This window comes from Micromonospora sp. NPDC048999, assembly GCF_040649295.1.
Lineage (GTDB): Bacteria > Actinomycetota > Actinomycetes > Mycobacteriales > Micromonosporaceae > Micromonospora.
The window spans coordinates 1-20,349 of sequence record NZ_JBEZFI010000067.1 but is presented as its reverse complement, the minus strand read 5'-3'; the positions used below and the strand labels follow the sequence as shown (position 1 = coordinate 20,349).

Sequence of the window (20,349 nt, the reverse complement as noted above, 5' to 3'; positions counted from 1 at the left end):
CCAGCGACACCCGTACCCCCCACACCCGACAGACCCGACAATCATGTCAACGCACCGAAAGACGGCTAACGAGGATTTCCCAACGGAGTCCTAAACGGCCGGGATTCCTCGCTGAAGCTCGTTGAGATCGCGGGCTCCAGCTCAGACCAGGGCGACAGGGGTTCGTGACGCTGGCCGGCCGGGTGGACGGGACTGTGATGGGACCTGCTGCGGCCGTGGCAGCGTTCGGGCCTTCCCGTCGGCTGCTGGTGTGGGTGGGCGCGTCGGTCGCGCCCACCACACGGCTTTCGTCAGGCGTTCAACCGAAGAATCGTGTACGCCGTGGTCGGCGTCGGCTCGACGTCGAACCGAGCGTTGACCGCGTACACGTAGGGGCCGAAGAGATCGATGGTGGCCGGGACCGCCAGCCGCGCATCGGTGATCTCGTCGACGAGCACCGCGGATGCGGCATCGGGGGCCAGCTGGAACTTGGCGATGATGTTGTCGGAGTTGCGGCAGACGTGCAGGATCCTGCCGCGGCGTACGAGCCCGTCGCCGTTGAGGACGCTCGCGTCGCCGATGTCGACCTGCGCCGCAGTGCCGGTCTGTGGGTCGAAGGTGAACAGGCGGCCGGCGAGCATCTGAACGATGATCAGCCGTCCGTCGATAGTGGTTTCGATGCCGTTGTTGAACGCATCAGCCTCGCCAAGGCCACCGGGCAGGGTGATCGCCCGTACGGCGGACTGATCGGGCAGCCTGGCGCCGGCCCGCAAGGGTACGACGTACAGCTGGTCCGAGGGGGAATCGGTGAAGTACACCGCCTTGGGCGTGGCGACCGCGTCGTTGACGAAGCCGCCGCCGAAGGCGTACTCGGCCAGCTTCTCGCCGGTGCGGCCGTCGTAGACGAGCGCACCGCCGCCCTCGCCGCCGCACGCCCAGATCCGGCCGCGGGCATCGACCTCCAGGCCGACGAGCTGGCCGCCGGCCCGGCCCGGTACGAAGATGCCGCCTTCCCCGGTCCGAAGGTCTCCGCGGTAGATCGCCCCGTCGGCGAGGGAGCCGACATAGAACGTGGTGCCCCGGCCGAGCGCGAGCCCTTCCGGGTTGAAGCCGTCGGGCAGGCCGATGACCTCCGGCAGGGTGGCCGCCTGGGTCGGTGCCGCCGTGAGCAGGCTGGCGAACGGTGCGGCCGCGAGAGCCGCCACCATGGTCCTTCTGCGCATCGCTGTCCTCCTTGGACGGACCCCGTGCCCGCTGAGATAGCACAACTCAGGACGGGACTGAGGTTGACTTTTTCCGCGGCGGTGACTGTCCGAAGTTCACTTCGATGTCAGCCGCACGGGCGTGATTGTTCGGCTTTAGCTTGTTCTTTCGTCTCGGGTGTCTGCAGGTGATGCCCCTGCCGAAAACCCCATCTGCCATGGTCGGGCCCGGTGCGTGGGGTGGACGAAATCTGGACGCCTACTCCACGCCCTGCATGAATATGGGCGGCCGGAGTCGATCCCGCTTCGTCGGCTATTGGTCGTTGTATCTGCTGATCCAAGGCGAACACGACCAACCCTGCACACAAACCCGCCAGCGTAGCTGGCTGCCTTTCAGGCCATAGAAGCTATTGCTGCTGTGCTCGTAGTAGTCCTTGTTGCAGACGCCCCAGGCGAACTCGCGCAGAGTGTTGAGGCAACAACGCCCGGTGCGGTACAGCTCCGAACGAGAGCCGCTATAGAGGCCCGGAGGCAGTAGGCAATTTTCCCAATCGACGTAGACCTTCTCGCCGCACAAAGCATTGTGCGCCACCCACCACTCGTCGCCGTACCTCTTGAAGCAACCAACGGCGTACCTGGAGGTGGGGAGGCCCATCGACTCGCAGATCGCATCCGGCGGCTGGGTCCCCGCACTGACGTCGCGGTGTTCTCCTCACCCTATGAGGGTGCAGCGTGCGCGGTGGTCGTGGTGATCAGTGTCAGGGACATCACGGCGAACGCTACGGTGCACATTCTTCGTACGGTTCTGGCCACTGTCACCAGTGCTACCTCCATCATCGACTGGCTGGTATCGAAGTCCTGGTCCGGCCCGCTGCGGGGGGCGATCTACGACTATGGTTGGTCGTTGTTCCGGGGCGGGCAACACCTTTCGGTTCTGCCCGAAGGGTGCGGTCCGGGACTGCGCCGGGCGGAGTCCCTTCGGTCGAGTACACCTCGACCGATGCGGTCATCGGGGGGGGGATCATGTTCCGTATCCACTTCACTGCGGACGACCTGGCCCGGGTCCGGCTGACCAGGGGGTGGGGGCCGTTGGTCGAGACGCACCTCAGCCTCGTCCGGTTGGGGCGGCGCGATCCGCGAGACGCGCTCGGGGGCTGGTCGGCGCGGGCCGGCCGGACGTCGCCCGGCCTGGCGCACCCGTGCGCCCCACTGTTGGACGACGGGTGGCTCGATCTGTTGACCGTCACCGGTCCCGTCGGGTCCCTCGAGGAAGGGCTGACGGCGCTGCTCGCGGTGCGCCCGGAACAATTCCGGGCCGAACTCGCCGCTGCGGCCGCCGCCGGAGGGTGGCACGGGGACCGGCTGCGCCGGCTAGCTACGGCAGGCGACCCGGCCGGGAACCGGACCGATCGGCGGCGGCTGGTCACGTTCCTACGCGACCACCACCGCGTCGCCGTGGCGCCGTACTGGTCCCGGATCCAGGCCCGGCTGAACGCCGAGTACTCCGTCCTCGCCCAGGTGCTGAGCGCTCAGGGCGTGGAGGGCCTGCTGGCCCAGCTCGCACCGTTCGCCCACTGGCGATCCCCGGTGCTGCAGGTGGGCCACGGTCCGACGGCCAACGACATCCGGCTCGACGGGCGGGGACTGACGCTCGTACCGTCGCTGTTCTTCGACTCGGGGCCGGCCGTGTGGATCAACGGCATGGATGACCAGGCGCCGGTGGTGCTACTGCTGCCGGCAACGCGGGGGCCCGGCGACCTCGCCGGTGTCCTGGTCGACCCGTCCGCAGCGGATCGGCTGACCGCGCTGGTCAACCTCCTCGGCCGCACCAGGGCCTACGCCCTGGACAGCATCGCCGCCGATCCCTGCACCACCGGGGAACTCGCCCGCCGGCTGGCCATCTCCGCAGCCAGCGCAAGCGAACACGCCACCGTGCTCCGCGACGCTGGACTGGTCACCACGACCCGGCAGGGGCGGGCGGTGCGACATCACCTGACCACGATGGGCGAACGACTGCTCACCGGAAGCCTCGGACCACCACTCGGCCCGGATCAGTCTGCCCCGGGCGCAGGTGCGGCGCTTGCGGGCGCGATGGCGCGCTGACTGAGCCGGGCCTGTCGGGCTCGTAAAGTCCGTGCGGGTCTGTGACGTGCGTCTTTGTGTGAGGTGTGGCCCGGCGGTAGCGGCAACGATGGGGTCATGACCGCTTCGCTGGTGTACCTACTCCTGCGCCAGATCTTGCAGATGCTCACCCAGCTCGCCCGCGACGGCGGCGCGAAAGACGTCGAACTGCTCGTGTTGCGCCATCAGGTGGCGGTGCTGCGCCGGCAGGTGCACCGCCCCGATCTGCAGCCCGAGGATCGGATGGTGCTGGCGGCGTTGTCACGGCTGCTGCCCCGACCACAATGGTCGGCGTTCTTCGTCACCCCAGCAACGCTGCTGCGCTGGCACCGGCAACTGATCGTCCGACACTGGACCTTGCCCCTGCCGATAACCTCATCCGTGCTGGTAGAAGCCGGTGCATGGGAGGCGCGGAGGCCGACAGCGGTCGCTCAAGTCGGCCTGTCGCACAGGGCTGGCGATCGCCTCGGCATGAGGATCGGCTGAGCTGCTGCGAGCCGTGCAGGCCGCCATGGTTGGCGATCACGGCGGCGATTGCAACCCGTCTCCAGTGAGCATCACCACCCGCACGCTCGGGCCGGTTATCTGGCGGATCACGACCGCCGAAGATGAAACACTTTCCCATCGCCCCCGGCCGCGGTCCGGATCGGCCGTTCTGCGGCCGGTCACGGACGCCGCCCCGCACCTTCCGCGGCGCTGCTGGCTGCCGGGATAGGCACTGCGGTACTACGCCGGAACCGGGAGATCATTCCGTGGTACCGCCGCCGGAGGGCTTTCGGTCTCTAGCTTCGTTGACGGGATGCCGGAAACGCGGCGGAGTCGAGGAGAGGGATGGTCGATGATCGAGGCACGGCAGCTGACGAAGCGGTACGGCGAGAAGACGGCGGTCGACCGCCTCGACTTCGAGGTGAAGCCCGGCATGGTGACCGGGTTCCTCGGGCCGAACGGTGCGGGGAAGTCCACCACCATGCGTTTGATCATCGGGCTGGACGCCGCGACCAGCGGGTCGGTGACCGTCAACGGCCGGCGGTACGCGCGCCACGTGGCCCCGCTGCAGGAGGTCGGAGCGCTGCTGGAGGCGCGGTCGATCCACCCGGGCCGCACCGCGTTCGACCACCTGATGGTCCTCTCCCACACGCACGGTATCCCGCGGCGGCGGGTCGACGAGATGATCGAGCTGACCGGGTTGCAGTCCGTGGCGCGCAAGCGTGCCGGGTCGTTTTCGCTGGGCATGGGGCAGCGGCTCGGCATCGCCGCCGCGCTGCTCGGCGACCCGGCCACGGTAATGCTCGACGAGCCCGTCAACGGCCTCGACCCCGAGGGCGTGCTGTGGATACGCAACCTGCTCGCCGGGCTCGCCGCCGAGGGTCGCACAGTGTTCGTGTCGTCGCACCTGATGGCCGAGGTGGCGCTCGTCGCCGAGCACCTCATCGTCGTCGGGCGCGGGCGGCTGCTCGCCGACACCACCGTGCAGGACCTGGTGCGCCAGGCCGGCGGCGACACCGTCACCGTGGCCACCGCGGACCCGGCCCGGCTGCGGGCCGCACTGGCCGGCCCGGGCGTCGAGATCACCGGGCGGGCCGGCTCCGAGCAGCTGCAGGTGAGCGGTCTGTCGGCACGGCAGATCGGGCTCGTGGCCGCCGAGCACGGCATCGCCCTGTTCGAGCTCACCCCGAAGCACGTATCACTGGAGGAGGCGTTCATGGATCTGACGAGGGACGCCGTGGAGTACCACGGCGCCGTGACGAGCGGGGTGATGGCATGAGCACTGTTACGGAAGTTCGCACCGCGGGAGCCGGCGCCGGGCCGGTGTCGCGGCCCGCGTACAAGATCACTGGGCGGCGGGTGCTCCGCTCGGAGTGGGCGAAGCTGTGGACCCTGCGCTCCACCTGGATCACGCTCGCCCTCGGGCTGGCCGGCCTGCTGGTGTTCGGCACCATCGCGGCAGTGCGGTACAAGTCGCTGACCACCTCTGGCGGCACCCGGACGGGCTCGGGGGAGTTCGTCAACGCGAGCGCGGTGACCCTGACGCTGTTCGGCGTACGGTTCGGCCAGCTGGCGCTCGGCGTGCTCGGCGTGCTGGTCGCCGCAGGTGAGTACTCCACGGGCATGATCCGCTCGACGCTGGCCGCGGTGCCGCGCCGGCTGCCGGTGCTGTGGTCCAAGGCCGCCGTGTACGGCGTGGTCGCCTTCGTCGTGGGCGTCGCCGGCGCGTTCGGCGGGTTCCTGATCGTCAACGCCGTCGTGAACGGCACCCCGGCCCACATGTCCCTGTCGGACAGCGGCGTCGCCCGGTCGCTGCTCGGCGCCGGCCTCTATCTGAGCCTCGTCGGGGTGATCGGGACCGCGCTCGGGATGCTGATGCGCTCGGTGCCCGGGGCCATCTCGGTGCTCGTCGCCACGCTGCTGCTGGTGCCCGGGCTGCTGTCGCTGCTGCCGACCTCCTGGCAGGACAACATCGGCCCGTACCTGCCGAGCAACGCCGGCGAGGCACTCTACGCGCTGCACCACAGCACGGGCATGCTGTCCGCGGGAACCGGCGCGCTGGTCTTGCTGGGCTGGACCGTCCTGGCGCTGGCCGGCGGCGCCTACCGCCTGGTACGCAAGGACGCATGACCATCGCAGGGGTGACGATGAGCCCTGAAGACACCGACCATCTCGCCGCCCATCCGCTGGTCGACCGGCTTGCCGGCCTCGGCCAGCGGCTGCGGCGGCTCGACGCCCGGCGGCCATGGCTGTTCGACGCGGCGGTGGTCACCGCAGTACTGCTGGTGTTCTGCATTCCCGACCTCGTCCACACCGACGAGCGGCGGGAGCTGCGGCTCCTGCTGAACCATCCGCCCCTGGCCGCCACAGTCGCCCTGCAGCTCGGCCTCGTCCTGCCGCTGTTCTGGCGCAGGCGGGCACCAACCGCCGCGTTCTACGCCATCGCCGCGGTGTTCGTCCTGCAATGGTCCCTCGGCGTGCTGCTCCGCGCCGACGTCGCGCTGCTCATCGCCATCTGTAGCCTCGTGCTGCGGGTCCATCCGGCCCGGCTGCTCTGGGCCGGGCTGACCGTCGCCGCGGCGATGGCCCTGGTCGCGTGGCGGGCCTCTGCCGTCGTGACGCCGTGGGACGCGCTGTTCTTCCTCTACAGCGCCGCTACCGCGGCCGCCGCCCTGGGCTTCGCCATCCGCATCCGCCAGGCACAGCTGGCCGCGCTGCGCGACCGGGCGCAGCGCCTGGAGATCGAGCGCGACCAGCGCAGCAAACTCGCCGCCGCCACCGAACGCACCCGGGTGGCCCGCGAAATGCACGACATCATCGGCCACAGCCTGTCGGTGATCATCTCACTGGCCGACGGCGGCGCATACGCGGTCGGCGGCAACCCGCAACGCGGCCGCGAGGCGCTCGAACTCATCGGCGACACCAGCCGGCAGGCTCTCGCCGAACTGCGCCGGGTGCTCGGCGTCCTGCGCAACGAGACCGAGACCGCCGAACTTCACCCGCAGCCCGGCGTCGCCGAGATCAACGCCCTGTGCGAGCGCATCCGGATGGCCGGACCAGACGTCGTCTACCGTACCGCCGGCAACGTCGACGCCCTCGACCCCGGGGTACAGCTCACCGCGTACCGCATCGCGCAGGAGGCGCTCACCAACGCGCTGCGGTACGCAGGGCCGCACACCGCCCTCGACGTCGGCCTCACCGCCGCCGACGGGCGGCTGCAGATCACGGTGCACGACACCGGCCCCCAGCCGCCCGACCACCCGCCACCGCCGACCGCGAAACCCGGGCACGGACTCGCCGGCATGCGCGAGCGAGCCGCCCTGTACGCCGGAACCGTCGAGGCCGGCCCGCGCCCCGGCGGAGGCTGGACGGTGTGGGCGATCCTCCACCTGACCCCGCTCGCCACACTCGAAGGCCGGAAATGATCACTGTGCTTATCGTCGACGACCAGCCCCTGCAACGGCTGGGATTCCGCATGTTGCTGGAGAACAACGAGGACACGGACGTCGTCGGAGAAGCCGGCAACGGTACCGAGGCAGTGCGTCGCGCCGAGCAGCTGCACCCCGACGTGATTCTCATGGACGTACGCATGCCCGGCATGGACGGCATCGAGGCCACCCGACGCATCGTCGCGGCCGGCGACCGGTCCCGGGTGCTCGTGCTGACCACGTTCGACCTGGACGAGTACGCGCACGCCGCCCTGCGCGCCGGGGCCAGCGGCTTCCTGCTCAAGGACGCGCGCCCCGAGGAGCTGCTGGCTGGCATCCGGGCGGTCGCGGACGGCGACGCCGTCATCGCGCCCGCGCTGACCCGCCGACTGCTGGACCGCTTCGCCGGCCAGCTCGCCGCCAGCCCCTTGCAGCCGGGCCGCACCGACCCGCGGCTGGCCAGCCTCACCGACCGGGAACGCGAGATTCTGGTAGCGATCGGCAGCGGCTGGACCAACCGGGAAATCGCCGAGCGGCTCGTGCTGTCGGAGTCCACCGTGAAGACCCATGTCGGCAGGGTCCTCGCCAAAGTCGGTGCCCGCGACCGTGTACAGGCCGTCATATTCGCCTACGACCACGGACTCACCCGACCGAACACCGGCGGATGACCGCAAAAGCAGCCGACGACAAACGCCTACGCGGGCTCACCCCCGACCCGCAGGCCGCCCCAACCGTCCGCCGGATCTTCGACGAGTTCCTCGCTGGCTACGGAACTTTTCGTCCCCACCGCCTGACGCCACCCTCGTTCCCGCCCTGCCCCTGCCGAAAACCTCATCTGCCCTGGTGGAACCGGGTGTCGGGAATCGTGGCGCCAGTTGCGTGCGCGCTCGACTCTCCCGCAGCCCGTGATCGCCGCGGCATGATGGTCCGCTGTGCTGCTGCGACTGACTTACCTAGGCGTGGCGAACGGCGGCTCGCACCGTCAGCGGGGCTGGTCGATGCCGCCGGCGGCGATCGCCGCTCGATACCAGTGGGCGCTGTCCTTGAGGGTTCGCCGCTGGGTCCGGTAGTCGACGTGCACCAGCCCGAACCGCTTGTCGTAACCGTAGGCCCACTCGAAATTGTCCAGCAGCGACCAGACGAAGTAGCCGCGCAGGTCGGCGCCGGCGGTGATCGCCTGGTGTGCGGCGGCCAGGTGCCGGTGCAGGTAGTCGGTGCGCTCGACGTCGCGGATCCGGCCGTCGGCGGTGACCTCGTCTGGGTACGCGGCACCGTTCTCCGTGACGTACAGCGCCGGGGTGCCGTAGTCACGGGTGATCCGCAGCAGCATGTCGCGCAAGCCGCTCGGGTCGATGGACCAGCCCATCGCGGTGACCGGTCCGGGTACCGGGTGGAAGGCGACCCGTTCGGCGGCGGGGTACGGGGTGTGCGGATCGTGCTGGCCGTCGGGGGCCGCGCTGACCAGGTCGGGCTGGTAGTAGTTGACGCAGAGCGCGTCCAGCGGTGCCGCGATCAGGTCGAGGTCGCCGTCCTGGACGACGGACCAGTCGGTGACCGACGCGGTGTCGGCCAGCACGTCGGTGGGGTAGGCACCGCGCAGTAGTGGGTCCAGGAAGATCCGGTTGAGCAGGCCGTCGATGCGCCGCGCGGCGTCGTGGTCGGCGGGCGTGTCGTCGAGGGGGCGTACCGTTCCGGCGTTGAGCGCGACGGAGACCTGCCCGGTGACCCCGGCGGCCCGCAGGGCGGCGACGCCGTGGCCGTGTGCCAGCAGCAGGTGGTGCACGGCGTGCAGCGCGTCGCGGTGGCTGCGCCGGCCGGGGGCGTGCACCCCGGTGCCGTAACCCAGGAAGGCCGAGCACCACGGCTCGTTGAGCGTGTTCCAGAGCTGGACCCGGTCGCCCAGGCGGTGGGCGACCGCGGCAGCGTACTCGCCGAAGTGGGCGGCGGTGTCGCGTCGCGACCAGCCGCCGGCGTCCTCCAGCTCCTGCGGCAGGTCCCAGTGGTAGAGGGTGGCCACCGGCTCGATGCCGGCGGCCAGCAGGTCATCGACGAGCCGGTCGTAGAAGGCCAGGCCGGCGGGGTTGATCCCGCCGCCGGCGGCGCGCACCCGGGGCCAGGCCACCGAGAAGCGGTACGCGGTCAGGCCCAACTCGGCCATCAGCGCCACGTCCGCGCGGTGGCGGTGGTAGTGGTCGGTCGCGTGTTCTCCGGTGTCGCCGCCGGCGATCCGTCCCGGGGTGGCGGCGAAGGTGTCCCAGATGGAGGGTTGCCGGCCGTCGGCGTGCACCGCGCCCTCGATCTGGTACGCGGCGGTGGCCGCGCCCCACCGGAAACCGGCGGGAAACGGCAGCTCGACGGGGGTGTAGCTGGCCGATGTGCGGGCGGCGGCCACCGTGCGCATCCGATCACCACTTCCTCTGGGCAACGTCGAAGGCGGAAAAGGGGGGTGGAGAGCGCTCTCCCGTTGCGGGTCAGTCTCTTTGCGTCGCCACACCGACGTCAAGGGAGCCGGTCGGGATCCCGGCCGGAGGGGCCTTTATCGAAGTTCTTGACAGCGTGGAAAAGCTGGCGCAACACTTCAGCCACGATAGCCGGAGAGCGCTCTCCAATGTTTCGTCCCGCGGGCGCCCCCCGAGCGCCACCACCTTGATGCGACAGGAGCCCACCGTGCGACCCGCTAATCCGCCCCCACTCCCGGACCGTGCCACCGGCCTGCCCCGGCCCCGCCTGCTGATCCCCTTCGTCCTGCTCGCGCTGGTCGCGAGCTACGTCGTCACCGCCGCGCCGTCCCGGGCGGCTGCCGCCGACGGGGTGCTGTCGGTGGGCCGCCCGGCCACCGCGTCCTCCCAGGAGGGCCCCGGATTCGCCGCCGCGCTGGCGGTCGACGGCGACCCCGGCACCCGATGGGCCAGCCAGTGGTCGGATCCGCAGTGGATCCGCATCGACCTGGGCGCCACCGCCGCCATCAGCCGGGTAGTGCTGCAGTGGGAGGCGGCCTACGGCCGGGCCTTCCAGCTGCAGACCTCCGACGACGACGCCACCTGGCGCACCATCTACAGCACCACCACCGGGCCCGGCGGCACCCAGGACCTCACCGTCACCGGCAGCGGCCGCTACATCCGCATGTACGGCACCACCCGCGCCAACGGGTACGGCTACTCGCTCTGGGAGTTCACCGTCTACGGCAGCACGGGTGGCGGCACCCCGACCCCCACCCCCACCACGCCCAGCCCCACGCCGAGCGTGCCGGGCACCTGGACCACGCTGTGGAGCGACGACTTCACCGGGCCGGCGAACACCTCCCCGTCGGCCGCCAACTGGCTGCTGCGCACGGGCACCCAGTATCCGGGCGGCGCCGCCAACTGGGGCACGGGTGAGGTGGAGACGGCCAGCGCCAGCACGGCCAACGTCTCGCTCGACGGCACCGGCAAGCTCAGCATCAAGGCCCTCCGCGACGCCTCCGGCGCCTGGACCTCTGGCCGGCTGGAAACCCAACGCGCCGACTTCGAGCCGCGACCGGGGGAACTGCTGAAATTCAGCGCGGTGCTCAAACAGCCCGACGTGGCCAACGGCCTCGGCTACTGGCCGGCCTTCCGGGCGACCGGTGCCGCCTACCGGGGCAACTACACCAACTGGCCCGGCGTGGGCGAGACCGACATCATGACCAACGTCAACGGCCGCAGTCAGTTGGCGCAGACCCTGCACTGCGGCACCGCCCCCGACGGGCCGTGCGCCGAGTACACCGGCCGCTCCAGCGGGCTGGCCAGCTGCCCCGGCTGCCAGACCGGCTACCACGAATACACCCAGGTCATCGACCGTACGCTGACCGACGAGGAGATCCGCTTCTACCTGGACGGCCGGCAGACGTGGGTGGTGCGGGAGAGCCAGGTCGGGGTGACCGCCTGGAACGCCGCCGTGCACCACGGTTTCTTCCTCCGCCTCGACCTGGCGATCGGCGGCTCGCTGCCGAACGCCATCGCGGGCACCACCACCCCCACGGCCCAGACCAGCTCCGGCGGGGTGCTCAGCGTCGACTCCGTCACGGTCTCCCGAGCCACCGGCGCCACCGCGACCCCGATGACCGACCCGGCCACCCCGGCCGGGCCGAGCGTCGTGAAGGTCACCGGCACCCAGGGCAACTGGCAGTTGCAGGTCAACGGCGCGTCGTACCTGGTCAAGGGGATCACCTACGGCCCGCCGCAGGCCGCCGCGGACGGCTACCTGCGCGACCTGCGCAACATGGGCGTCAACACCATCCGCACCTGGGGCGTTGACGACGCCAACACCCCCACCCTGCTCGACCGGGCCGCCCAACAGGGCATCAAGGTGGTGGTCGGCCACTGGCTCAACCAGGGCGCGGACTACGTCAACGACACCGCGTACAAGAACGCCGTCAAGGCGGAGATCGTCGCCCGGGTGAACGCGCTGAAGAACAAGCAGGGCGTGCTGATGTGGGACGTCGGCAACGAGGTGATCCTCACCATGCAGGACCACGGGCTGCCCGCCGACGTGGTCGAGGCCCGGCGGGTCGGGTACGCGAAGTTCGTCAACGAACTTGCCGTGGCCATCCATGCCGCCGACCCCAACCACCCGGTCACCTCGACCGACGCCTGGACCGGGGCCTGGAAGTACTACCAGGCCAACTCCCCGGCACTCGACCTGCTCGCGGTCAACTCCTACGGGGAGGTGGGCTCGGTGAAGTCCGCCTGGATCGCCGGCGGCTACACCAAGCCCTACATACTCACCGAGGGCGGGCCGCGCGGCGAGTGGGAGGTGCCCAACGACGTCAACGGCGTCCCGGACGAGCCCAGCGACCTGGCCAAGCGCGACGGCTACACGGCCAGTTGGAACGCCATCCTGTCCCACCCCGGAGTGGCGCTCGGCGCCACCGAGTTCCACTACGGGCTGGAGAACGACTTCGGCGGCGTCTGGCTCAACACCTTCACCGGCGGCTGGCGACGGCTCGGCTACCACGCGCTGAAGAAGGCGTACACCGGGCAAACATCGGCCAACACCCCGCCGGAGATCACCGCGATGACGGTGGGCACGCCGACCGCCGTGCCGGCCGGCGGCACCTTCACCGTGAGCAGCACCGCGACCGACCCGCAGGGCGACCTGATCCGCTACCAGGTGATGGTCGGCGACAAGCACATCACCGGCAACACCGGGCTGACCAACGTCTCCTTCGTGGAGACCGCGCCGGGCCAGTTCACGGTCCGGGCGCCGGATCGGCTCGGGGTCTGGAAGGTCTACGTCTACGCCTACGACGGCCAGGGCAACGTCGGCATCGAGCAGCGCTCCTTCCGGGTGGTCCCGCCGGTGGTGCCGGGCACCAACGTGGCCCGGGGCAAGCCGGTCACCGCGTCGTCGTACCAGTTGACCGGCAGCACCGGCCCGCTCCTGCCGGCGTACGCGGTCGACGGTGACTACGGCACCCGGTGGGCCAGCGAGTGGGTGGACAGCGCCTGGTTGCAGGTCGACCTGGGCGCGGTGACCAGCTTCAACCACGTACAGCTGTCCTGGGAGACGGCGTACGCCCGGGCGTACCAGGTCCAGACCTCGACCGACGGCAACACCTGGACCACCGTCTACAGCACCACCAGCGGCGACGGCGGCTTCGACGACCTGTCGATCACCGGCTCCGGCCGGTACGTGCGGGTCAGCTGCAGCCAGCGGGCCACCGGCTACGGCTATTCGCTCTGGGAGTTCGGCGTCTACCGCTGAGCACGAGGTGGGCGGGTGGCGGGCCGCGGGTCCGCCACCCGCCGGCGGTAACGCGAGTGAGAGAGCGCTCTCCGAGCATCGTGCTATAACTTCGGCATGGCGGAACTGTCCCAGACCGACGACCTGTCCCGCCCGGAGGAACTCGGCCGGGGCGGCGACGGCAGCATCGCCCGGGACCGACCGCCGACGCTGGAGGACGTCGCCCGCATGGCGGGCGTCTCCCGGGCCACGGTCTCCCGGGTCATCAACGGGGTGCGCAACGTCGACCCCGACCTGCATGCGGTGGTCTGGGCGGCGGTCGACGCGACCGGGTACGTGCCGAACCGGGCGGCGCGTTCCCTGGTCACCCGCCGGGCCGGCACGGTCGCCCTGGTCGTCTCCGACAGCGAGGAACACGACGACGACCCGTTCCTGAGCCGGTTCTTCGCCGACCCGTTCTTCGGCCGCGTCGTCGGTGGCGTGATGAGCGTGCTGCGGCCGGCCGGCGTGCAGCTCACCCTGCAACTGGTCGGCAGCGCGGCGGCACGCGCCCGACTGGTCGGCGACCTGCGGCACGGGCACGCCGACGGGGTCGTGCTGCTCTCGCTGCACCCCGACGACACGTTGCCCGCACTGCTCGTCGAGGCCGGCATCGCCGCCGTCCTGGTGGGCCGGCCCGCGCGGCCCGCGCTGATCAGCTACGTCGACGTGGCCAACGAGGCCGGCGCGGCCCTGGCCGTCGCGCACCTGCTCGACCGGGGCTGCCAACGCATCGGGATCCTCAGCGGGCCGGAGAACGTGCCGGCCAGTCAGGATCGGATGACCGGGTTCCGGCAGGCGATGGCCCGCCACGGGCACGCCTGGTTCCCGTGCGAGCCGGGCAACTTCACCCGGGACAGCGGCGAGGCCGCGATGCGCCGCCTGCTGGCCCAGCACCCCGACCTCGACGGGATCTTCGTCGCCAACGACCTGATGGCGCAGGGCGCCCTGGTCGCCCTGCACGAGGCCGGCCGCCGGGTGCCCGACCAGGTGGCCGTGGTGGGATTCGACGACAGCAGTGCGGCGCAGGCCGCCCAGCCGCCGCTGACCACGGTCCGCCACCCGCTGGAGGACATGGCCGCGGAAGCCACCCGGATGCTGCTGGCACGCATCGACGACCTGGGGCTACGGGTCGCCTCGGTCATCTTCGACCCCGTCCTGGTGGTCCGCCGTTCCGCCTGACGGATTCCCTCATTCGAGGCCCCGGGACCCGCGACCCCTTCCGGTGTGCGGGGTCGCATGTGTCCGTCCTCATGGTCGGCTGTTCCAGTCGGCTTAGTCTCCCGAGGGAGCCGCAGGGCCCGGGTCGGGCGAGAGATGGGATCGCATGGGACCTGCCATGGTGGTTGGTGGCCGTGCGGTAGGTCGGCCGGGGACGGGTGGGTGTCGGACGCGCTGCGGCGAGCGGGTCGACCGGGTCGAGCAGACGGAGCGCTCTCCAAGTGCTCCGAGTCTCCCGCCGACAATGCTTCCGGTCAATATCCTGGCGCTTCCGGAACTTGCCCCGCCGCTGCCGTTGACATCGACCATGGCTGTTCGGCCACACTGGTCGGAGCGCTCTCCTGACCGGTCGCGTGGCGAGGTGACGACCCGTACCCGCCCTGGCTACCGGGCTACCACCGTGCGGCCGGCGACCGCATGGCGACAGGAGGCGCCGCGATGAAGACCCGATCGACAGCCCACCAGGCCACTGCGGCCGTGCCATCCGTGGCGGCGTCCCTGCCGGACGCATCCCAGGACGGCGGTCCCGGGATGCGGATCCGACCTCGTTGGCGACTGCGGTGGCTGCTCGCCGGCCTGCTGCTCGCCGGCACGCTCGCGGGTTGCGCCGGACCGAGTGCCGCACGGGAGGCGGCGTCGCCCTCCGCCGTGGCCGTGGTGGCCAACGGCACCGACCGGGCCTGGCTTCAACTGATGGTGCCGATGACCGAACAACTGCTGCCGTTGCTGGACCGGGCGATGTCCCGCAGCGCCGCGCAGGGCGACAACGCGGCGCTGCCGCGCGTTCGCGCGGAGCAGGGCGTGTTGCTCGACCGGCTGCGGGCGTTGCGGGATCGGGCCGGCCTGCCGTCGACCAACGTGCACGCCGGACACGACATGCCCGGAATGGTGACGGCCGGCGACCTGGTCGAGCTGGACCGGAGCGACCAGCCGGCGTTCGAGCGGCTGTGGCGGGCCCGGCTGCGGGAGATGCTCGAGCAGTCCGGCCGGCTGGCCCAGTCCGAGCAGGCCAGCGGTGCGGACCCGGACGTCCGTGCGCTGGCCGGTGAGGTCCGGACCACCTGCGCGGCGCAGCTCGCCGCGCTGTTCACCCGCTGACCGGCGCCCCAGGCCGGGTGTCGGAGCCAACCGTGACCCCCGTGGCGACCGCTGCCCATTGACGCATCCGCAATCTCGGCGTAACACTTGGAGAGCGCTCTCCAATATCGACAGCCATCACCTCTCCGCCGCCCGCCCCGCCCCGCCCCGGGGCGGACGTTCCCCAACCCCGGCGGCGGTCGACCGGTCCACGGGCGCATCTGTCCTCACCCCCGGGAGAAGCCATGAAGACAGCACGACGATGGTTCACCAGGATCATCGCCCCGGCCTCCGTCGCTGCCCTGCTCGGATCGTTCCTGACGGCTGGCGCGCCCGCCGCGCAGGCCGCCGACACGCTGCTCTCGCAGGGGCGGCCGGCCCTCGCCTCATCCCAGGAAAACGGCGAGTCGCCGGCGGCAGCCGCCTTCGACGGGCGATCCGATACCCGCTGGGGCAGCCAGTGGAGCGATCCACAGTGGCTCCGGGTCGACCTGGGCGCGACAGCCACGATCACCCGCGTCGTCCTCGAATGGGAGTACGCCTACGCCCGGTCGTACCAGATCCAGACCTCACCCGACGGCAACACCTGGACCTCGATCTTCAGCACCACCACCGGTGCCGGTGGCACCGAGACCCGCACCGTGACGGGCAGCGGGCGCTATGTCCGGATGTACGGCACCCAGCGGGGCACCGGCTACGGATACTCGCTGTTCGAGTTCAAGGTGTACGGCACGCTCGCCTCATCACCCCCGCCCAGCGGCGGCGACGGATACGTGCTGGCCGATCCGCCGGTCACCGGCGTCGTCCCGTCCACCGCGACCCCGCCGGCCACCAACCCGCCCACCACCCACCACGAGTTTCAGGCGAACTGCTCGGTGAGCAGGTCCAACCTGCCGGACGACCCGATCGTCTTCCCGAACCTGCCGGGCGCCTCGCACTCGCACACGTTCATGGGCAACACCAGCACGAACGCCGCCAGCACGCTCACCTCGCTGCGCGCCGGCGCCACCTCCTGCATCACCCCCGGTGACAAGACCGGCTACTGGATGCCGACGCTTTACCGCGGCGACACCGCGATCCAACCCGTCGGCCGCCAGGTCATCTACTACAAGAGCGGCGTCATCGACTACCGCAGCGTCCGCCCGGCGCCACCCGGACTGCGGTACGTGGTCGGCAGCCCCGCGGCCACCCTCGACGAGTTCCGGTACGCGCCCGGCGCGGTCGAGGGCTGGGAGTGCGGCGACAGCGTACGCAACTGGGACTTCCCGGCGTCCTGCCCGGCCGGCAGCCAACTCAACATCCGCTACCAGGCGCCGAGCTGTTGGGACGGCATCCACCTCGACACCCCCGACCACAAGAGCCACATGGCCTACCCGACCGTCGGGGTTTGCCCGACGAGTCACCCGGTGGCCGTGCCGATGATCGAGTTCAAGATGGCCTTCCCGGTCAGCGGCGACATGACCGGGGTGCGGCTGTCCAGCGGCCGGGCGTACTCCTTCCACTACGACTTCTACAACGTGTGGGACGCCCCGACCCTCGCAGCCCTGGTCCGCCACTGCATCAACGGCGGGCTCCAGTGCGACCCGCGCGGCTTCGACCAGTACAAGCCCGACCGAGGCGCCGCCCTCAACGCGAACTACGAACTGCCCTGACCATCGGCTCAGCGTGGCCGGACGCCGCGTCGCGACGTCCGGCCACGCGTTGCTGACACAACCTGCTGGCCGGGGCCGGGGCTGCCGCCCGTACGGCCGAGCGAACCGGCCGGCCGCGACGCCGGTCAGCCGCCGGCGCCGGTGGCCGACTCGGGCGCGGCGGTGCAGCGTCAACCACGTCGCTGCCTACAACCCCTACCCCCGGCCCCTGAGCCAGCGCCGGAACCCGCCGCGCCCGTGGCCCGCACCTCGCCGCCGTCCTGGTCGAAGCCGTCCGGGTCACCTCCCGCACCAGCACCTGATTCGGCGCCCGCTACCGCCGCCTCCACCGGCGCTTCGGCACGACCGGCATCGACTCACGGCGCGGTTGTCCCGACCCGATCCGCAGCTCGGCTGACAATCGTGGAGGTGCTGCACCAGTGACGGGGCGGCCGGTGGCGGGTAGCCCGCCACCGGCCGATGTCACCCAGCGGGTTGCCTGGTCACAAGCCCATGGCCCCCTTACCCCCTACCACCGGCAGCACCAGAGTGCTGCCATTCAGGTAGATGGTGACGTGGCTACCGATCGCGGCCGCGTCGCGCGCCGGCCGGTTTGACGTCGGGCTCGCGTTGTAGTTGCCGGTGATGACGACGCCGAGCCGGTGCCCGGCCGGGATGATGTGCTCGGACGGGAGTGTCGTCCATCGCACGTTGTACTCCTCGCCGGGAATCAGCGGCCGGCTCCGCCGAAGGTCGGGGGAATTCTTGACATCGATGTGACCCCAGGCTAGGACCCGCTCGGGTGTGATCGCGACGTTCGCCTCCATCGGCTCGGCGCAGCCGGTCCGGCTGGCCAGGTCCTCGGGCTCGCAGGACTCCTGGACTACCTCCAGCGGCTCCTTGCCCGCCACAGTGACGGTCGGGCCCGCGCCGTAGTCGACGAGAAGGGCCGAGAGCAGCGCGGTCTCGGCTGTCGTGGACATTCGGACGGCAAGCTGGGGCGTGCCGGAGATGCGGACCTCCGCTGCCAGGGGAGGCGTCACGTAGGCGAGCCGACCGGGCTTGGACTGCTCGGCGTTGCCGATCTTGACTGCCTGCGACTCGATCTGGTCGACAAATCTCTGTGTGGGGTTGCCGCCCGGTGTCTTGAGCGACAGGGTGCCCGCCGCGTTGGCCGTGGCCGGACCGAAGCGCAGCTTGACGTCCGTGGCGTTGGCATCCGGCCAGGTCGAGTGGGTCTCCCAGCTGCCGTCGGGCCGCTGGATGTCCGCCATCGGCTCATTCATGATCCCGTTCGGAATGTCATACAGCCAGTAGTCCATCCACCGGTGCATCACCGCCTGCCACTCCGCCATCCGGAAGCTCGTCGGGTTGACGTGCGCCCCGCGGTGGATCCAGATCTTGCGCGGCATCTGACGCTTTTCGATCTCCCGCCAGAGGTCGGCGAAGTGCATGGTCTTGACGTTGTAGTCGGTGAGACCGTGCACCATGAAGACGGACGTACCGGCCGTCTTAATCTTGTTGGCGTCCGGCAGGTAACTCCGCTCCTGCCAGAACGGAGTGAAGTCGGACGCGCTAGCCGCCTCGGCGTCGCCGATCCCGGTGATGACCGACCTACAGGCCTGCGCCGACACCGAGCCCGGCAGCGTCCGGCCGACCGAGACGTAGTTCGCGAGCCACTCGGTGTACCGGAAGTTGACGTTCTCGCTCCAGTCCGACCAGGCGACGCCCTGGTCGTTGGCGTACTTGTACCAGCTGGAGATCGCGGAGATCGGCACCACCGTCCGCAGGCCATTGATGCCCTGCGTGGCGACCGCGTTGGGTAGCGTGCCGACGTACGAGACGCCCTGCATGCCCACGTTGCCGGTGCTCCAGTCGGCGACCGCCGCGCTCCCGTCTGGGTAGAAGGCAGGGGCACGGCCGTTGAGCCAGTCGATGACCGCCTTGATGCTGATCGTGTCCTCGACGCCGCCCGTGGTCGGGCAGCCGAACGACCGCGAGGTGCCCTGCATCTCAACCTGGACGATGGCATAGCCGCGTGGCACGAAGTACTCGTCCCACCAGCCGGGGAAGCCGCGCGTCTTGTCCGGCGGGGGATCACCGGGATCCCGGCCGAAGTACGGGCTGGCCTCCATGATGGTCGGTACCCGCAGACCCGCCTTGGTCTCGGCCGGCCGGACCACGTCGACCTCGATCAGGTCCCGGCGGCCGTCACCGTCGCTGTCCATCGGCGCTTCGACGTAGACGACCTCCTGAATCGCGTCACGGTACGAGAAGACCGGCTGAGTCACACCGTTCTCGATGACGATCCTGGGCGGATCCGCCACAGCGCTCGCCACCGAGGGCGCGCTCATGACCGTCACCCCGACGACCGTTCCGACGGCGACCAATCGCCGTACAAACCCCATGTCCCCACCTCCGCCTGTTCCCGATGACACCCGGTCGAGATGCACTTCACCCGATCAGCGAATAGATCTTCATCGAGGCTAGGCCTAACAGGACATCGATCGCACCGAGCACCTGCCGAAACAGCCAACCAATCGAACAGCGCAGATGTAGGAGTGGATCATTCAGCGACCCAGTTCGGTTTGCTGACTGGGCGGCGGTGGCCGCGTGGATGGCCAGCGGTCCAGGCCCCCAGGTGGATTTGTCGCCGTCCTGGATCAACGCCGGCACGTGCGGGTCGAACGGGTTCCACGACGGGTCGATGAGGTAGGTGCCGTTGGACGACGCCAGGTCGACCACCACCCAGCCATCCTCGGGCGGGCGGCCGGCGTCGAACACGCAGGCCGGGCTCGGCGGGGACTGTACAAATAGCGGCTGATCGACCGATCAAGCGATAGCCGCCAAATGACGACCGAGACCACCTCTGGGCAGGAGCCCGCCGGGGCGCCGGTGGGTGCGGTCACGGATGAGCAGTTGATCGCGATGCTGGTCGATCGGGCTCGTGGTGACGGGCTGAAGTTGACCAGTGAGGGTGGGCTGCTGCAGCAGCTGACCAAGCGGGTCCTGGAGTCGGCGTTGGACGGTGAGATCGCCGACCACGTCGGCTACGACTGTGAGGATGGTGTTGCCACCCCGGGTCCTCGGCCTGACCCGCGCTACGACCGGCCGAAGTGCCTGGTGCTTGATCTGTCGAACTGCGGGATCCGGGGTGGGAAGAGCTGCCGCCGGGCCCGGCGGGCGTGTCCCGATAGGGGTCTTGCCGCACAAGGCACACACAACGCTCTTGAAGAGCCAACCCGAGGGCGGCAAGGGGTTTGCGAGCCAGTGCCGGCCGGCGCCCTGACGCTACGGGCTGCAGACCCGCGCATCTGACTCCAGTAGACAAGTCAGGGGACTGCCCAGCTCAAGGTAGCTGCCCTGCAACGCAGTCAGGGGCACCCCGAAGGGTGCCCCTGACCGAAAGTTTGTCCGGCGGTGTCCTACTCTCCCACACCCTCCCGAGTGCAGTACCATCGG

14 protein-coding genes are annotated in these 20,349 nt (G+C 70.3%); 10 read left to right on the top strand and 4 right to left on the bottom strand.

The features are described 5' to 3' along the window. Positions 1 to 290 precede the first annotated feature (290 nt). On the bottom strand, positions 291 to 1,202 hold the full coding sequence (locus AB0C02_RS32165; RefSeq protein WP_357552938.1) for a superoxide dismutase: 912 nt from the start codon (positions 1,200 to 1,202) through the stop codon (positions 291 to 293). Positions 1,203 to 2,204: 1,002 nt separating this feature from the next. Between AB0C02_RS32165 and AB0C02_RS32160 the strand changes: the two genes are divergently transcribed. The 6 genes from AB0C02_RS32160 to AB0C02_RS32135 all read left to right on the top strand — a co-directional run bounded on the left by AB0C02_RS32160 (position 2,205) and on the right by AB0C02_RS32135 (position 7,884). After that, positions 2,205 to 3,284, top strand: a complete 1,080-nt coding sequence (locus tag AB0C02_RS32160) for a helix-turn-helix domain-containing protein (protein ID WP_357552936.1) — start codon at positions 2,205 to 2,207, stop codon at positions 3,282 to 3,284. Between the two features lie 96 nt (positions 3,285 to 3,380). Beyond that, positions 3,381 to 3,788, top strand: coding sequence for a hypothetical protein (locus tag AB0C02_RS32155; protein ID WP_357552935.1), 408 nt, complete (start codon positions 3,381 to 3,383; stop codon positions 3,786 to 3,788). 352 nt (positions 3,789 to 4,140) lie between these two features. Beyond that, positions 4,141 to 5,067 carry an ATP-binding cassette domain-containing protein gene (locus AB0C02_RS32150; protein WP_357552934.1) on the top strand — a complete coding sequence of 309 codons (927 nt, stop codon included), beginning with the start codon at positions 4,141 to 4,143 and terminating at the stop codon, positions 5,065 to 5,067. Continuing rightward, complete coding sequence (locus tag AB0C02_RS32145; RefSeq protein ID WP_357552932.1) at positions 5,064 to 5,918, top strand: ABC transporter permease subunit; 855 nt, start codon at positions 5,064 to 5,066, stop codon at positions 5,916 to 5,918. Before AB0C02_RS32150 ends, AB0C02_RS32145 begins: the two co-directional genes overlap by 4 nt. Further along, positions 5,915 to 7,213 carry a histidine kinase gene (locus AB0C02_RS32140; protein ID WP_357552930.1) on the top strand — a complete coding sequence of 433 codons (1,299 nt, stop codon included), beginning with the start codon at positions 5,915 to 5,917 and terminating at the stop codon, positions 7,211 to 7,213. The genes AB0C02_RS32145 and AB0C02_RS32140 overlap by 4 nt, the downstream gene beginning before the upstream one ends. Beyond that, positions 7,210 to 7,884 carry a response regulator transcription factor gene (locus AB0C02_RS32135; RefSeq protein ID WP_357552929.1) on the top strand — a complete coding sequence of 225 codons (675 nt, stop codon included), beginning with the start codon at positions 7,210 to 7,212 and terminating at the stop codon, positions 7,882 to 7,884. The genes AB0C02_RS32140 and AB0C02_RS32135 overlap by 4 nt, the downstream gene beginning before the upstream one ends. 314 nt (positions 7,885 to 8,198) lie before the next feature. On the opposite strand, the gene AB0C02_RS32130 is transcribed toward AB0C02_RS32135, so the two are convergent. Continuing rightward, the gene (locus AB0C02_RS32130; RefSeq protein WP_357552927.1) at positions 8,199 to 9,617 is read right to left on the bottom strand and encodes a GH1 family beta-glucosidase; all 1,419 of its coding nucleotides are present in this window, start codon (positions 9,615 to 9,617) and stop codon (positions 8,199 to 8,201) included. A gap of 266 nt (positions 9,618 to 9,883) precedes the next feature. On the opposite strand from AB0C02_RS32130, the gene AB0C02_RS32125 reads away from it, so the two are divergent. The 4 genes from AB0C02_RS32125 to AB0C02_RS32110 all read left to right on the top strand — a co-directional run bounded on the left by AB0C02_RS32125 (position 9,884) and on the right by AB0C02_RS32110 (position 16,908). Further along, positions 9,884 to 12,940: a discoidin domain-containing protein gene (locus tag AB0C02_RS32125; protein WP_357552926.1), complete on the top strand. Its 3,057-nt coding sequence runs from the start codon at positions 9,884 to 9,886 to the stop codon at positions 12,938 to 12,940. A 96-nt stretch (positions 12,941 to 13,036) separates the two neighbouring features. Continuing rightward, positions 13,037 to 14,140, top strand: coding sequence for a LacI family DNA-binding transcriptional regulator (locus AB0C02_RS32120; protein WP_357552925.1), 1,104 nt, complete (start codon positions 13,037 to 13,039; stop codon positions 14,138 to 14,140). Between the two features lie 477 nt (positions 14,141 to 14,617). Beyond that, entirely contained in the window at positions 14,618 to 15,277 is a 660-nt protein-coding gene (locus AB0C02_RS32115; RefSeq protein ID WP_357552924.1) for a DUF305 domain-containing protein, read from the top strand. Between the two features lie 224 nt (positions 15,278 to 15,501). After that, entirely contained in the window at positions 15,502 to 16,908 is a 1,407-nt protein-coding gene (locus tag AB0C02_RS32110) for a DUF1996 domain-containing protein (protein WP_357552922.1), read from the top strand. A gap of 482 nt (positions 16,909 to 17,390) precedes the next feature. On the opposite strand, the gene AB0C02_RS32105 is transcribed toward AB0C02_RS32110, so the two are convergent. After that, entirely contained in the window at positions 17,391 to 19,241 is a 1,851-nt protein-coding gene (locus tag AB0C02_RS32105) for a CocE/NonD family hydrolase (RefSeq protein WP_357552921.1), read from the bottom strand. Between the two features lie 100 nt (positions 19,242 to 19,341). Further along, complete coding sequence (locus AB0C02_RS32100; protein WP_357552920.1) at positions 19,342 to 19,671, bottom strand: hypothetical protein; 330 nt, start codon at positions 19,669 to 19,671, stop codon at positions 19,342 to 19,344. Positions 19,672 to 20,349 lie beyond the last annotated feature (678 nt).

Bases quoted from the DNA above. Each gene is read 5' to 3' on its own strand.
- AB0C02_RS32165 (WP_357552938.1), bottom strand. From the start codon at position 1,202: ATGCGCAGAAGGACCATGGTGGCGGCTCTCGCGGCCGCACCGTTCGCC.
- AB0C02_RS32160 (WP_357552936.1), top strand. From the start codon at position 2,205: ATGTTCCGTATCCACTTCACTGCGGACGACCTGGCCCGGGTCCGGCTG.
- AB0C02_RS32155 (WP_357552935.1), top strand. From the start codon at position 3,381: ATGACCGCTTCGCTGGTGTACCTACTCCTGCGCCAGATCTTGCAGATG.
- AB0C02_RS32150 (WP_357552934.1), top strand. From the start codon at position 4,141: ATGATCGAGGCACGGCAGCTGACGAAGCGGTACGGCGAGAAGACGGCG.
- AB0C02_RS32145 (WP_357552932.1), top strand. From the start codon at position 5,064: ATGAGCACTGTTACGGAAGTTCGCACCGCGGGAGCCGGCGCCGGGCCG.
- AB0C02_RS32140 (WP_357552930.1), top strand. From the start codon at position 5,915: ATGACCATCGCAGGGGTGACGATGAGCCCTGAAGACACCGACCATCTC.
- AB0C02_RS32135 (WP_357552929.1), top strand. From the start codon at position 7,210: ATGATCACTGTGCTTATCGTCGACGACCAGCCCCTGCAACGGCTGGGA.
- AB0C02_RS32130 (WP_357552927.1), bottom strand. From the start codon at position 9,617: ATGCGCACGGTGGCCGCCGCCCGCACATCGGCCAGCTACACCCCCGTC.
- AB0C02_RS32120 (WP_357552925.1), top strand. From the start codon at position 13,037: ATGGCGGAACTGTCCCAGACCGACGACCTGTCCCGCCCGGAGGAACTC.
- AB0C02_RS32115 (WP_357552924.1), top strand. From the start codon at position 14,618: ATGAAGACCCGATCGACAGCCCACCAGGCCACTGCGGCCGTGCCATCC.
- AB0C02_RS32110 (WP_357552922.1), top strand. From the start codon at position 15,502: ATGAAGACAGCACGACGATGGTTCACCAGGATCATCGCCCCGGCCTCC.
- AB0C02_RS32105 (WP_357552921.1), bottom strand. From the start codon at position 19,241: ATGAGCGCGCCCTCGGTGGCGAGCGCTGTGGCGGATCCGCCCAGGATC.